The following is a 12,617-nucleotide window of genomic DNA, read 5'->3' on the forward strand; positions in this document are numbered from 1 at the left end:
TCGATGATTTGCAACGGATGAGCCTTCCTCATTCCGGGCGTAGCCTTTTTGGGGTTGGTCCTATTGCGACCGCCCCCTTTTGCGACAGATTCCTTTTGCGAATTGCCGTTCGCCCGGGGGATGCCTATCGGGAAACCGGATTTGAAGCTGCGGGGACCGCCGTGTGATTGACCAGGCTCTGCTGGACAGGGTGCAGAAGCAGGCGTGGTTCCACAAATACCCGCGCGGCTGGCCGTTCCTGCTTTTCGTGATCGCTTCCATCACCACGGCGGTCTCGGTCATGGCGATCGAGCGGGCCGACCGGCAGACCCGCCGGGTGGAGCTGGACCGCAACCTGACCGAGATCGCCTCCGCGCTGGAACGCCGCGCGACCGAGAATATCGCGCTGCTGCGCGCCGGCGGCGCGCTGTTCGCCAGCCAGCGGGAAGTGAGCGAGGACCAGTTCCGCGCCTTTGCAGAGGATCTGCAGGGCCGGGGCGACTTGTACGGTTCGCTGGGAATGGGCTGGGCCCCACTGGTGCCGGTCGACCATCTGTCCGAACTCGAAGTGGCGATTCAGGAAAGCCGCGATCCCGACTGGCTGGTGCATCCGCGCCCCGGTGTGGGGGAGGAATTTGCAGCGCCGATCGTCTTCATCGAACCGCAGGATCCGGCCAACCGGACGGCAGTGGCCTACAACATGTTTGCCGAGCCGGTTCGCCGCGCCGCGATGGAGCGGGCGATGGCGCAGGGCAAGCCGGTGGCATCGGGCAAGGTCCAGCTGGTGCAGGACGCCGAAAAGGCGGCCGGGTTCCTGATCTACATGCCGGTGATCGTCAACAACGGCGGGCATCGTGATGTGAAGGGTTTCGTCTACAGCCCGTTTCGCGCCCAGACGTTCCTGGCCTCCGCCTCCGAACTTTACCGCAACGACCAGATCGACGTGGCCGTCTACGACGGTTCGGTCGCGCCTGAAAACCTGCTGGCCGAACGCCAGACCGAAGGGTTGACCGGGCCGACGATGGAACGGCGGATCGATGTGGGCAGCCATACCTGGGTGGTGGTCATCAGCGACCGCAAGGTTGGCCTGCTGTCCACCGCATCGCGCATTACGCTGTTCTTCGGGGCGCTGACGTCGCTGATGGTCATGGCGATCGGCCGCTTCATCACCCGGCGCGCGGCGGAAGACCGGCGCGTGCTGGAATGGCTGCAGGGGCAGGCTTCGATCCGCAACTCGCTGACGCGCGAGTTGAACCACCGCGTCAAGAACACGCTGGCGAACGTCCTGTCGATCGCGGCGCTGACGCGGCGGCGGGCGACCGATATCGACGATTTCACCGAAAGTCTGACCGCCCGCATCCGCGCGCTTTCGGCCACGCACGACCTGCTTTCGCAATCGGACTGGCGGCACGCCGGTCTGGGCGACGTGGTGCGGTCGGAACTGGCGCCCTATATGGAGGGTAACGAGGGGCACGTCGAAATGTCCGGCCCGGATATCAAGCTGGCCCCGAACGACGCCATGTCGCTGGGGCTGGCGATCCACGAACTGGCCACCAATGCCGCCAAATACGGGGCGCTCAGCCGGCCCGACGGGCGCATCCACGTCCACTGGGACATCCTTACGCCCGAAATCGCCCAGGTCCATTGGCGCGAGGAAGGCGGCCCGCCGGTCAGCGAGCCGGCCAAGCGCGGGTTCGGCCGCGACCTGATCGAAAAGATCGTCGCGCACGAGTTGAAAGCCGAAGTAGAGCTGGAATTCCGGCCGGCCGGCGTCGAATGTCGCCTAAAGATCCCGGTGCGCTTCAGCCGGGAATTCGCGCTGCGGAATGATCGGCGGCCGGGTGGATTGTAGGGGCGGACTGTAAGCGGGCGGACTGTAAGCGCGGTGCGATTGCTTGCCCGAAAGCACGCATTCGCGCCATCGAACCGTGCCAACACGTAGCTCGTTCTTTCGTATTATTTCATCTTTATTTAAGTGAACGCGCCGTAATCCGACCCGGTCATATTATTCGGGGGTTACGTAATGGATTCGCGAGCCTGGGACCGGCATATCGTGGAGAAGCAGGTCGATTGCCGCGTCGGAGAGCGGATCGGCACCGTCTTCCTGTACAATCTCTCGGTCGGCGGCGGCATGCTGGACGTTGCGCAGCTTCCGATGGTGGTGGGCGACGCGGTTGAGATTTCCTTCGGCGGGATCCAGCGGACCACCGGGCAGGTGGTATGGTCGCACGATTGCTGCGCCGGCGTCCGTTTCGACACGCCGCTGCATGAGGCGGTTGTCCGCCATCTGGGCTTCACCCCGCCCGAGGTCGATTTTGAGGCACAGGCCCCGCGTGACCGGTTCGGCAGGGTGCTCCCCCCGATCGACGCGGGCGAACGGCCCGTATATTACTGAAGAATATTTCCGAAGCGCTCAACCGAACCCGTCGGCGGCGCATTCGGCGACCCCGGCCTGATGGCCGGGGTGCCTCATCCATCCCAAGTCAGGCAGCGCCCGGTGCGAAGAACAGCGCCTGGCTGATCGCGGCGCGCACGGTTGCTTCCTGGAACGGCTTGGTGACCAGATAGGTCGGTTCGGGCCGTTCGCCGGTAAGCAGCCGCTCGGGATAGGCGGTGATGAAGATTACCGGCACGTCGCCGAAGCGCAGCAGGTCTTCCACCGCGTCGATCCCGGAACTGCCGTCGGCCAACTGGATATCGGCAAGCACCAGCCCGGCCGGGCTGCGCTCGAAGATTTCCAGCGCCTGCCGATGCGTGGCGGCAGTGCCCACGACATTGTGGCCAAGCTCGGTCACCAGCCCTTCAAGCTGCATCGAGATCAGCGGCTCATCCTCGATGATGAGTACGTCGGTCGCGCTTTCGCTTTCGATCTCGATCACGGCCTGCATGACCAGCGCGTCCACTTCCTCAGGCGTCACGCCCAGAATCGTGGCCGTATCCTCGCGCGAGAATTCCTCCACCGTGGTCAGCAGAAGTGCTTGGCGATGCGTGGGGGGAACTTTCGCCAGCCGCGTCTGCGCAACTTGTTCGGCGCCATCGGAATCGGGCGGCAGAAGCGGGGTGGGATCCTCCACATGGCCGGTGGCCCAGATGCGGGTGAAGCCGGCGTAGAGCGCCGCGCGGCTTTGCGCCACCTCGTCCCGCAGCGTGCGGTCGGCCAGCGCGGCCTCCAGCGTGGCGCGGACATAGGCATCGCCCGAATGCTGCGATCCGGTCAGCGCGCGGGCATAGCGACGCAAGTAGGGCAATTGGGCTGCGATCTGGTCAGAGACGGACATCGAAATTCCTCGGCTCCTTGGGAAGCTACTTCCCGTTGTCTTATTCCCGGCGAAACCGGCTTATTCCCACCCCGATCAATCGAAGTGTCTGGCGGTGGCGCGAGGGGAGGGCAACACCAAAATTTTTTCGCACAATGCCATTCGGTCGGGAACCGGCGAAGCGTTTGCACGTTCCAACGGTATCACCACTGGCTCCCCACCCCCCGCAAACCGGTGGTGATCCGATCCCAAAGGCCTCCGTCCACCGAAAGAAGTGGGCGGGGGCCTTTTTCGTTTCGGCCGTCGTTGTTTTGACCAAGGGTCTTTTGGCCAAGCTTCTTTCGGTCCGGTTTGGGTTCAGGCGTCATGCTTGCTGGCCTCAATCGTTCCCGGGGGCTGTTGTTCCCGGCCTATGTGTAATTTTTCGCGCAACGCGCTTCGTGGCCAATGCGTCCGTCCGAGTGTCCCCTGCGGCAGAATGGCGATGCAGCGCATACGTTTTCAGGAACTTTCCGCGAGTTGCGTGCGTTTGCCCTGCACTGATCCCGAAGCGGACGACAGACATGGAGGGTATCGCGATGGCTGGAACGATCGAAGCAGGGGCACAGACGGAGCGCCGGGCGGAAGCGGCGCAGGTGGTAGTTCGTCTTTCAGACAGTGATTTCAAGCGCGCCCTGGCAGAAGTGGCGCCGCATCTGCGTGCTTTTGCGCGCGGCCTGTGCGGCTGCCGCGACCGGGCGGACGATCTGGCGCAGGAAACGATGCTGCGCGCCTGGGCGGCCCGCGAACGCTATGCGGCGGGCACCAATTTCAAGGCCTGGACCTTCACGATCCTGCGCAACCATTTCTACAGCGAGGCGCGCCGCGCCCGCTTCCATGGCGACTATGACGAAGTGGCTGCCGAGCGCATTCTCTGCGCCGAAGCCAGCCAGGAAAGCAGTGTGGAACTGGCCGACGTGCTGCGCGCGCTGACCACCATTCCCGAAACCTATCGCGAGGCGCTGATCCTGGTCGCCGCGGGCAATCTTTCCTACGAGGAGATCGCCCGGATCTGCGGCATCGCCCTTGGCACCGTGAAGAGCCGGATCTGCCGCGCCCGCGCGATGCTGGCAAAAGTTCTCGAATCCGGACAGCTCCCGGATTTTCGCCACAATTTCGTCTTGACCGGAGAGGCCGTGGATGCCTTCTTCGAAGAGCTGGTCAAGATCGCCAACGCCGACGAGAGATCCGAACTCGCCGCATGACAAGGATTGCCGTGTCTTGGGCCAGATAGCAGCAGGGGGGGCTTCGATGGAAGCCGTCGGGGGAGCGAAAGTCCTTATCGTGGAGGACGAGTTTCTGCTCGCCCTCCAGTTGGAGGATATCCTTTCCGACGGTGGGCACGCGGTGCTCGGCACTTATCCCGATGCCGCCTCTGTTGCCATGCTGGGCGAAGCGCCGGACGTGGCGCTGGTAGACCTGAACCTGCGCGACGGGCTCACCGGCCCTGCTATCGCCCGGGAAATCGCCGTGAAGTTTGGATCGCGGGTGATTTACGTCACGGCCAATCCGGGGCAGATCGATTGCCCCGCGCCGACTGCGGTGGGCGTGGTCCAGAAGCCTTTCTCGCGTGAGGCGATCCTTTCGGCGGTGGCCTATGCGCTGGCCGGGTGCCCCGACGCATCCTGGCCGCGCGGGCTTGAGCCACTGCAGCCGGCGACCGTGCAAGCGCGATAGCCGGCTGGCCTGCGCGATGCCGCGAAATCGCGTATCGAGATAGAGGTGCGGGGGGCTTTTCCGGTTTCAACAAGGGAAGCAGCCCATGAAAGCGATCACGTTCCATAGCGCCCCCCATAGCGCTCCCGCGTTCGCGGCCGCGCGAATGCTTGCGCCGCTCTGCCTCGCCATGCTGTCGGCCACCGGGGCGGGTGCCCAGGTCCCGAAGGTCCCCAGCGCCGTTCCGGACCTTGCGACGATGGGCGGCAGCAATGCGGCGGGCGTGCTTACCTACTGCGCCAAGAACAAGCTGATCGATTCCGCCCAGAGCAATTCGGTCTATTCGGCGCTGACCAAGAAGCCCGACGTATCGACTGACAGCAGCAGCTATACTTCAGGCTCTTCAGGCAATATCCTGACCGGCGACGGCAAGAGCTTTTCGCTGGACAAAGCGCCCAAGCAAGTGCGGCAGAAGGCCTGTGACATGGTGCTGAAGCAGTCCCGGTCGCTGCTCTAGGGGCCGCGCCGGCTTCTAGCCCAAAACGCGAAACCGCGAACCCGGCAAGGGCCGGGCTCGCGGTTCGCTGTTTCGTCAGATCGGACTTTCAGACCACGCCGGTTTCGTGCTCGCCCACGCGGGCGGGATCGATCGTGCCACCGGTGGCGAGGCGGAATACGCCCTTGATCCCCATGTCCATTGTCCAGACTTCGGCGTCATCCACTTCGAAACGCAGCATGATCACGGCCGGATCGTTCTTTCCGTCCGGAAACCAGGCTTCCACGGCCTTGTTCCAGTGCCGGTCGCGCTCGGCGGGATCGGTTTCTTCCAGCAGCGCGCCGGCAACGCAGGCGAAGACTTCATGGCCCAGCGTGACGACCTGGGCCATCGCCCTTCCGCCCTTGGCGATGCGATTGTCGCGGCGGCAGACGAACCAGACCGCGTGATGCGCTTCCTTGTCAAGCAGGGCAGTCATCGGCTCCGCATGGCAGGGCGCGCCTTCCAGCCGTATCATCGCTATCGGGCTGACGGAAAAGGCTTTCCAGAACGTCTCGCGTACATTGGATTCCATGACTGTCTCCTCTCGGTCACGAAGAAAACGTCATGAAGACTGGCCGCGTTCCCGGTCAGTGCGGAATCCAGAAGAAAAGGTCATGTAACGGCGCAGCTTCCGGCCGGCTTCAATAGAAAGGCATGGCCGGAGATTGCTGGACACTGTACTTTGCCTATTCGCGCGCATCGCCGGGAAGTTCGTGGGCGGCGGCCTGCAATTCCCGTGGCTTGCGCTTTTCGAAGCGCGCCGCCATCTCGTGTTCGGCCTTTGCGGACAAGGCCTTGGCGGCGGTGGGAAACATCTCTTCCTCTTCCTCGTCAATGTGATGGAGATAGCGGTGGCGCATCTCCTTGAACTTCACCAGCCAGCCAGGTGAACTCATTTCGGTTTCGACCAGTTCGCCCAGGAAATCGTCGATCTCCTTGTGTTCCGAGACCGAATGGCGGGCATCGTCGCGCAAGTCCGGTTGGGCCAGCATCGTCGCGTAGAGCGTCTCCTCCTCTGCGGCGGCATGGGCCTGGAGTTCGCGGCGCAAGGCTTCGAACAGGTCGCGGCGCTCGGCGCTGTCGCCATGCGTTTCGGCAAGCTGGGCCAGCATCTGGCGGTGGCGGTCGTGATCGTGCTTCAGAACGTTGAAGATGCGGGCATCGGCCATTGTCTCGGTCCTTTCGGAATGGTTCGCATGGCTGGAAAACCGATCGGGGCAAGGCAAGGTTTCCTGCGGCCGACAACCTCGCGCCGGTTGGTGCGTTTTCATCGGGCAGTCGTTGAAAGAGCCCGTTCCGCCGATGCCGCTCCTGAGCTTTGCCGATCCCGACGTTCCCGGCATCACCCGCCGCCGAACGCGCGCGGGCAAATGGGCCTATTTCGATCCCGATGGTGCCCGCATTACCGAACGCGAAGAGATCGACCGCCTCAACCGCATTGCCCTGCCGCCTGCCTATGTCGATTGCTGGTTTTCGCCGGAGCCGGAAGTACACTTGCTGGCCACCGGTTTCGACGCGCGCGGACGCAAGCAGTATCGCTATCACCCCGAATGGCGCGCGGACCGCGATGCCCGCAAGTTCGACCGCTGTGCGCCGTTCGGCCACGCCCTGCCGGGCCTGCGCCAACGCGTCGCGCGCGATCTGGCCTGCTCCACCCTGTGCCGGGAACGGGCGGTGGCCTCGATCGTGGCGCTGCTGGATGCAGAAGCCATCCGCATCGGCAACGAACGCTATGCCGCCGCCAACAAGAGCTTCGGCGCCACCACGCTGCGCATGCGCCACGCCACGCTGGATGGACGCAAGCTGCGCCTGCGCTTTCGCGGCAAACACGGCAAGTTGCGAGAGGTGATCAGCGCCAACCGCGCGCTGGTTTCCTGCGTGCGCCGCATGCAGGACCTGCCGGGCCAGCACTTGTTCCAGTATCTGGACGAGGAAGGCTGCGCGGTTCCGGTGGGGTCGCAGGACGTCAATGCCTATCTCCACGAAACCATGGGGGAGGACTTTTCCGCCAAGGATTTCCGCACTTTCGCCGCCAGCACGATCGCTTTCGCCCGGCTCTGGCAGGAGCCGGGCACGAACCTGAAGACGATGCTGGAGGAAGTGGCCGATCGGCTGGGCAACACGCCCGCCATCGCCCGCAAGTCCTACGTTCATCCGGCCCTGATCGCGCTGGTGCGCCAGACCGATCCGGTGCCCGAACTCCCCGCCCGCCTACCACGCCGCACCCAATGGCTGACGCGAGAGGAGCGCGGCCTGATCGCCTTTCTGGAAGCGGCACCACCGGCGGCCAGTTGGGGCTAGCGGACGTCGCCTACTTGCAATGAAACGGCATTAGCCGCCCTTCGCATTAAATTGCCGAACCCGCGGTGGTCGGACACTCACTACATCGACACAGTGGGTCAGCGTGCTCAGAGCCCAATGCCGTAGTGGACCGGGGTAATCGTTGTCAGCAAATGTGGTTGTGGAAACGAACTCAAGAAATGCAGAATCGGCGCGCATGTAAAGATGATTGATCATCTGCGGCTCATTGGGCTCTGCTTTCCAGAAGCTCTCATTGCGGACAGCATATGCGACATAATCGTCCCAATTTATCTCAAAATAGCGGCTATCACTATTCAACTCGATGGGGTGGCCTTCACCAAGATCGATATTTCCGATTTTTATTGGCGATGGTATTCCAAGGACGCCTTCGGCCACAACTATCCGTAGACTATTTTCGGATGGCTCGCCGATTTCAGTAAGGTAGAGATTTATAAGGCCTTCGGGGAAATCCATCATCTGCATCGCGGCCTATTGAGCATTTGCTCGGTGTATGGACGGACGTCCGCATTCTGGCAATTGCTCCGGACGCCTCAGTCGGCGATTCCGGAACGGCAGAAAGTCGCTCGGCAGTTGGGGAATGCGGACGTCAACCCAAACGAAATTTGGTTCGAAGCCGTTTCCACCACGGAGTGGGAGCGATTTCAGAGTTCGCCGCTCCGCCAAGACGAGCGGAAGGCTGATCCGCGAACAGGGCCGTCAATATCTCTTTGCTCAGGCCCGCGGGTATTGGAACGACCGCTGAAGTTGTGTCCTGAAGAACGCCATCGACGAAGGCTTCCACCGTAGTTGCATTTGCCCAAACGACGATATGATCAGACGCCCACTCGATGTCGCTCAGTGCCTGCGTCTCGGATCCGCCTACCGCCTTCAACGCGACGTTGGACCTGGCCGGGATCACAAGCTCTTCAGCCCATGGCTCAAGCCAGACGATAAGTTCGTCTGGTCCGGGGTTGGAAAGACTCCAATCGCAATCATCTATCGCCGCCATGGAGCGACCATTCATCAATGTAGCAACGTCCGCAACGTTGGCGTGTCCGGAACAGCGGCTTATAGATTAACATCATGAAAGCGGGCATGCCCGGTTCCGATAAACCGGATGCAGGCCGGCGCGCTTATTCGGTCGCAAGCCGCGCCATGGCGACTTGTACGTCACGCTTGCCATAAGGCTTGGTGACGACGGGAACCTGGGCGAAGACTTCCGCCAGCATGGAGCGTTCTCCGTAGCCGCTCGCGAAAATGAACGGGACGCCTCTCTCGCGCAAGGCATGGGCGACCGGCTCGCTGGTGTCCTTGCCCAGATTGACGTCGAGCATAGCGAACGAGATTTCGCCGGTTTCGACCATGGCAAGGGCATCGGCCACGGTGCCGGCGATGCGGCAATCCTCGAAGCCGAGGTCGCGCAGCACGTCTTCCGCTTCCATCGCGATGATGACGTTGTCCTCCACCACCATGGCGGCGCCGGCGTGAAGCGCGGCGGAAAAACGGGCTTCCTGCGCGGGCAGCACTTTGGTCCCGGAGGGTTCTGCCGCCGGCTTGTCGAAAGCGGCGATATGTTCGGAAGGCAGCACGAAGCGAGCATGAAGGCCCGTCGCGGGAAACGCGACCGTGGCCGATCCCCCCAGTTCGTGCGGGATCGTGCGTTCGATGATCGTCGATCCGAAGCCGCGCCGGGTGGGCGGGACGACCGGGGGGCCATCCACTTCGCGCCAGTCGATTTCCAGCGCGCCGCTTTCGTCGCGTTCCAGCGTGACCGCCACGGTGCCGCGTACGTCCGACAGCGCGCCGTACTTCACCGAATTGGTGGTCAACTCGTGGAAGACGAGCGCCAGCGTGGTGAAGGCGCCGGGCGCGATCAGCGCGTCGAGGCCGGTGATCTCCACGCGGTCCGCGCTGTCGTCCGCATGGGGGCCGGCATAGGCGGCGGCTTCCGTGCGGATCAATTCGTAGAGCGAGGAGGGGGACCAGTCCTTCTGCGTCACCTGATCGTGCGCGCGGGCAAGGGCATGGATGCGGCTGCCGACGATGTCCGCAAATTCGTCTATCGTGCTGGCGCCTTCCTTGCTCTGCGTCACCAGCCCGCGAATGAGGTTGAGGATGTTGCGCACGCGGTGGTTCAGTTCCGCAATCAGCATGTCCTGCTGGCGGCTCGCCTGTTCCCGTTCGGCATGGACGGCATCGGCCAGGCGCAGCACGACTTCCAGCAGGGTGACGCGCAGCGATTCCGCCGCCTGGATCTCATCCTCGCTCCACGGGCGGGACTGGCCGCGCCGCTCTTCCTTCCAGATGTCGAAGCTCTTGCGCGGGGTGAGGCGCGGGCCGTTGGGCCCCAGTTCGATGTTCTTTTCCGGATTGCCGGCCCAGTTCACCTCTCGCAGCTGTTCGCGGCGGAACAGCACGATGTAGTCGCGCGGGGTGCGGCTGACCGGCAGGGCAAGCAGGCCTGCTGCCTTGTCCGCCCACTCTTCCGCCGGCTCGAACGCGCGGGTGATCGTGTCGGTGGACCAGACGGTGCTGGCGCCGGCCGTGTTCAGGAACCGCGCCAGTTCGACGAACTGCGCCTGATCGGGGGTGGATCCGCGCGCGGCGAAGTGCCCGTCCACCCAGCCGATCACGCCGTCGAACGGGATGACGCGGTGGATCGCATCGCCGAAATCCTCGAACGCTTCCAGCAGCGATCCGCCGGCGGCGACGCGGGCCATGATCTCATCATGCAGGCGCACCGATGCGGCGCGGCGTTCCAGCGCGAAGTCGGTTTCCTTCTGCTCCAGCAGATAGGCGAAGAATTCGCCGAACAGCTCGCTGGCGGTGCGCGCGGAATAGGACAGCGTCAGCGGCGAATAGTGGTGGCAGGCCATCAACCCCCACAACTTGCCCCGCCGCATGATGGAGACGGACATCGACGCCTTCACACCCATGTTGCGCAAGTATTCGATGTGGATCGGCGAAACCGCGCGCAGGCCGGACATGGAAAGGTCCAGCGGATCGCCGCTCGGCCCGGTGGCCGGGAAGATCGGCACCGTGGGATCGTCGATATCGGAAATGATGCGCAGCAGGTTGCGGGTATAGAGCCGCCGCGCCTGGGCCGGAATGTCCGAAGCGGGAAAGTGCAGGCCGCGGAAGCTGTCCACCATGCCGTTCAGGCTTTCGGCCACCACTTCGCCGGCGCCGTCCCCTTCGAAGCGGTAGATCATCACCCGGTCGAACCCGGTCAATGCGCGCAAGTGACGCGCGGCGTTGGCGCAAAGCTGTTCCAGCGTGGGCGCGGCGCGCAGCCGCTCTATCATCGGGCGCACGTAGCTGACGAAATCGCGCCGCTTGCCCGGCTCGCGCGGCTCGATTTCCAGCACGCAGGAGCGGCCGGACATGTGCAGGGCCAGGTCGAACAGCCGCCCGTCGCCCACCAGATCGACCTCGAAGATGCGTTCCACGCTGGCGCCGCCGCCCAGCACCTGCATGCGCGAACGCACGTCGTGCAGCGCGCTGGGGGAGAGGAACTGCGTGGCCGGCACGCCGATCATCGCGTGCGGATCCTTGCCGAACAGCGCTTCGCAATTCAGCGAGATGTGATTGATGATCCAGTCGCTGGAAAACGAGATGAGCCACCCGAAGCTCTGGATGCGCCCGATTATATGGATCGGCTCCAGCTCGCAGGTGTCCAGATCGACCGGATGGGTGCCGTCAGCCATCGACGATGGACCCGGCGCGCGGCGGCCTTGGTGCCGGTGCGGCCATTGCGGTGATCTTGTGCTCAGTTTGCATCGGCAACTCGCTTAGGACCGAAGGCCCGGAATCATAAGAATAAAACATGCACGTCTGCTGACCCGATGCCGCTCTCCAGCGCCTCAAAACTCTCGCCAGGCATTTGTGTTCCCGCGTAACACATCGATCTTCCGTGGGCCGAAGAAAAACCGTGCCCAGCCGCGTCGGGGTTCAGGAATACGGTCTTAACGACGCGAAGCGTTCACGTCTGTTCACAAGTGAACGGAACCCGAAGGCAGGTTCCGGGTTGTCTCGCTCACAGGGCCGCCAAAGAACCGGCTGACCGGCCGGCACCATCGAAAAGCGAGCGAGTTCAGGGATTTCGGACATGGACGTACAGGTCGTTCAAGAAGACAGCGATCTCCTTCGGGCGCTGCGCCCGGGGGACCGCGCTATACTGGAGCCGCACCTGGCCGATCTCAAGCTCTCGGCCGGAGACGTGATCTACCGGCCCGGCGATCTTGTGGAATTCTGCTACCTTCCGCGCGGCGCGGCGGTCTGTTCCTATTTCATCGAACTGGACAGCGGGATCGAGGTGGAGACCATTCTGGTCGGCCGCGAAGGGGCGCTTGGCGGGGTGGTCAGCATGGGCCATCTGCCGGCCTTCGCCCGGTCCGGGGTGCTGCATGCCGGGCGTTTCTGGCGGATCCCGACGCGGCAACTGGAAGATATCAAGGCGCAATCGCCGGCCATCGCCAACCTTTTCGCGCGCTATGCCGATTGCGTGATGGCGCAAGTGTTCCAGTCGATCGCCTGCAACGCCGTCCACACCATCGAGCAGCGCGCCGCACGCTGGCTGGGGGCGGCGGTGGACCGGATCGGCAGCGACGACGTAACGATGACGCAGGAGCAACTGGCTTCCATGATGGGGATCGGCCGCAGCTATGCCAGCCGCGTGCTCCAGCGTTTCAAGCGCGACGGGCTGCTGCGCACCCGGCGCGGCGGAATTTCCATCCTCGACCGTGCCGGGCTCAGCGATCGGGCCTGCTCCTGCAACGACCACGTGCGGAGCCACTTCGACCGCGTGCTGGAAGGCGTCTACCCGCGCGAAGGCGGGTAAAGGGCCA

At 63.6% G+C, this 12,617-nt stretch carries 13 protein-coding genes; 7 read left to right on the forward strand and 6 right to left on the reverse strand.

Going from position 1 to position 12,617, the window contains the following annotated elements; translation table 11 throughout:
• Positions 1–163 precede the first annotated feature (163 nt).
• Positions 164–1,831: a CHASE domain-containing protein gene (locus WBP07_RS02340; RefSeq protein ID WP_395394035.1), complete on the forward strand. Its 1,668-nt coding sequence runs from the start codon at positions 164–166 to the stop codon at positions 1,829–1,831.
• 171 nt (positions 1,832–2,002) lie between these two features.
• Positions 2,003–2,374, forward strand: coding sequence for a PilZ domain-containing protein (locus WBP07_RS02345; protein WP_395394036.1), 372 nt, complete (start codon positions 2,003–2,005; stop codon positions 2,372–2,374).
• Between the two features lie 88 nt (positions 2,375–2,462).
• Here WBP07_RS02345 and WBP07_RS02350 read toward each other — a convergent pair whose 3' ends face one another.
• Complete coding sequence (locus tag WBP07_RS02350) at positions 2,463–3,257, reverse strand: response regulator (RefSeq protein ID WP_395394037.1); 795 nt, start codon at positions 3,255–3,257, stop codon at positions 2,463–2,465.
• A gap of 557 nt (positions 3,258–3,814) precedes the next feature.
• Here WBP07_RS02350 and WBP07_RS02355 point away from each other — a divergent pair.
• The 3 genes from WBP07_RS02355 to WBP07_RS02365 all read left to right on the forward strand — a co-directional run bounded on the left by WBP07_RS02355 (position 3,815) and on the right by WBP07_RS02365 (position 5,448).
• Positions 3,815–4,480 (forward strand): sigma-70 family RNA polymerase sigma factor, encoded by a 666-nt coding sequence (locus WBP07_RS02355; protein WP_395394038.1) that lies wholly within the window; start codon positions 3,815–3,817, stop codon positions 4,478–4,480.
• A gap of 46 nt (positions 4,481–4,526) precedes the next feature.
• Complete coding sequence (locus WBP07_RS02360; RefSeq protein ID WP_395394039.1) at positions 4,527–4,952, forward strand: response regulator; 426 nt, start codon at positions 4,527–4,529, stop codon at positions 4,950–4,952.
• Between the two features lie 85 nt (positions 4,953–5,037).
• Positions 5,038–5,448, forward strand: coding sequence for a DUF2501 domain-containing protein (locus tag WBP07_RS02365; protein WP_395394040.1), 411 nt, complete (start codon positions 5,038–5,040; stop codon positions 5,446–5,448).
• Between the two features lie 88 nt (positions 5,449–5,536).
• Here WBP07_RS02365 and WBP07_RS02370 read toward each other — a convergent pair whose 3' ends face one another.
• Positions 5,537–6,001 (reverse strand): pyridoxamine 5'-phosphate oxidase family protein, encoded by a 465-nt coding sequence (locus WBP07_RS02370; RefSeq protein ID WP_395394041.1) that lies wholly within the window; start codon positions 5,999–6,001, stop codon positions 5,537–5,539.
• Between the two features lie 154 nt (positions 6,002–6,155).
• Positions 6,156–6,638 (reverse strand): hemerythrin domain-containing protein, encoded by a 483-nt coding sequence (locus tag WBP07_RS02375; protein ID WP_395394042.1) that lies wholly within the window; start codon positions 6,636–6,638, stop codon positions 6,156–6,158.
• A gap of 133 nt (positions 6,639–6,771) precedes the next feature.
• Here WBP07_RS02375 and WBP07_RS02380 point away from each other — a divergent pair, with 133 nt between their 5' ends.
• Positions 6,772–7,770: a DNA topoisomerase IB gene (locus WBP07_RS02380; RefSeq protein ID WP_395394044.1), complete on the forward strand. Its 999-nt coding sequence runs from the start codon at positions 6,772–6,774 to the stop codon at positions 7,768–7,770.
• A gap of 30 nt (positions 7,771–7,800) precedes the next feature.
• On the opposite strand, the gene WBP07_RS02385 is transcribed toward WBP07_RS02380, so the two are convergent.
• From WBP07_RS02385 to WBP07_RS02395, 3 genes are all read right to left on the reverse strand, one after another.
• On the reverse strand, positions 7,801–8,253 hold the full coding sequence (locus WBP07_RS02385) for a hypothetical protein (protein WP_395394045.1): 453 nt from the start codon (positions 8,251–8,253) through the stop codon (positions 7,801–7,803).
• A gap of 124 nt (positions 8,254–8,377) precedes the next feature.
• Positions 8,378–8,779: a hypothetical protein gene (locus WBP07_RS02390; protein ID WP_395394046.1), complete on the reverse strand. Its 402-nt coding sequence runs from the start codon at positions 8,777–8,779 to the stop codon at positions 8,378–8,380.
• 124 nt (positions 8,780–8,903) lie between these two features.
• Entirely contained in the window at positions 8,904–11,477 is a 2,574-nt protein-coding gene (locus tag WBP07_RS02395) for an HWE histidine kinase domain-containing protein (protein ID WP_395394047.1), read from the reverse strand.
• Positions 11,478–11,878: 401 nt separating this feature from the next.
• On the opposite strand from WBP07_RS02395, the gene WBP07_RS02400 reads away from it, so the two are divergent.
• Complete coding sequence (locus WBP07_RS02400; protein WP_395394048.1) at positions 11,879–12,610, forward strand: Crp/Fnr family transcriptional regulator; 732 nt, start codon at positions 11,879–11,881, stop codon at positions 12,608–12,610.
• Positions 12,611–12,617 lie beyond the last annotated feature (7 nt).

It is taken from the genome of Novosphingobium oxfordense, assembly GCF_044029435.1.
GTDB lineage: Bacteria > Pseudomonadota > Alphaproteobacteria > Sphingomonadales > Sphingomonadaceae > Novosphingobium.

Bases quoted from the DNA above. Each gene is read 5' to 3' on its own strand.
- WBP07_RS02345 (WP_395394036.1), top strand. From the start codon at position 2,003: ATGGATTCGCGAGCCTGGGACCGGCATATCGTGGAGAAGCAGGTCGAT.
- WBP07_RS02350 (WP_395394037.1), bottom strand. From the start codon at position 3,257: ATGTCCGTCTCTGACCAGATCGCAGCCCAATTGCCCTACTTGCGTCGC.
- WBP07_RS02355 (WP_395394038.1), top strand. From the start codon at position 3,815: ATGGCTGGAACGATCGAAGCAGGGGCACAGACGGAGCGCCGGGCGGAA.
- WBP07_RS02360 (WP_395394039.1), top strand. From the start codon at position 4,527: ATGGAAGCCGTCGGGGGAGCGAAAGTCCTTATCGTGGAGGACGAGTTT.
- WBP07_RS02365 (WP_395394040.1), top strand. From the start codon at position 5,038: ATGAAAGCGATCACGTTCCATAGCGCCCCCCATAGCGCTCCCGCGTTC.
- WBP07_RS02370 (WP_395394041.1), bottom strand. From the start codon at position 6,001: ATGGAATCCAATGTACGCGAGACGTTCTGGAAAGCCTTTTCCGTCAGC.
- WBP07_RS02375 (WP_395394042.1), bottom strand. From the start codon at position 6,638: ATGGCCGATGCCCGCATCTTCAACGTTCTGAAGCACGATCACGACCGC.
- WBP07_RS02380 (WP_395394044.1), top strand. From the start codon at position 6,772: ATGCCGCTCCTGAGCTTTGCCGATCCCGACGTTCCCGGCATCACCCGC.
- WBP07_RS02385 (WP_395394045.1), bottom strand. From the start codon at position 8,253: ATGCAGATGATGGATTTCCCCGAAGGCCTTATAAATCTCTACCTTACT.
- WBP07_RS02390 (WP_395394046.1), bottom strand. From the start codon at position 8,779: ATGGCGGCGATAGATGATTGCGATTGGAGTCTTTCCAACCCCGGACCA.
- WBP07_RS02395 (WP_395394047.1), bottom strand. From the start codon at position 11,477: ATGGCTGACGGCACCCATCCGGTCGATCTGGACACCTGCGAGCTGGAG.
- WBP07_RS02400 (WP_395394048.1), top strand. From the start codon at position 11,879: ATGGACGTACAGGTCGTTCAAGAAGACAGCGATCTCCTTCGGGCGCTG.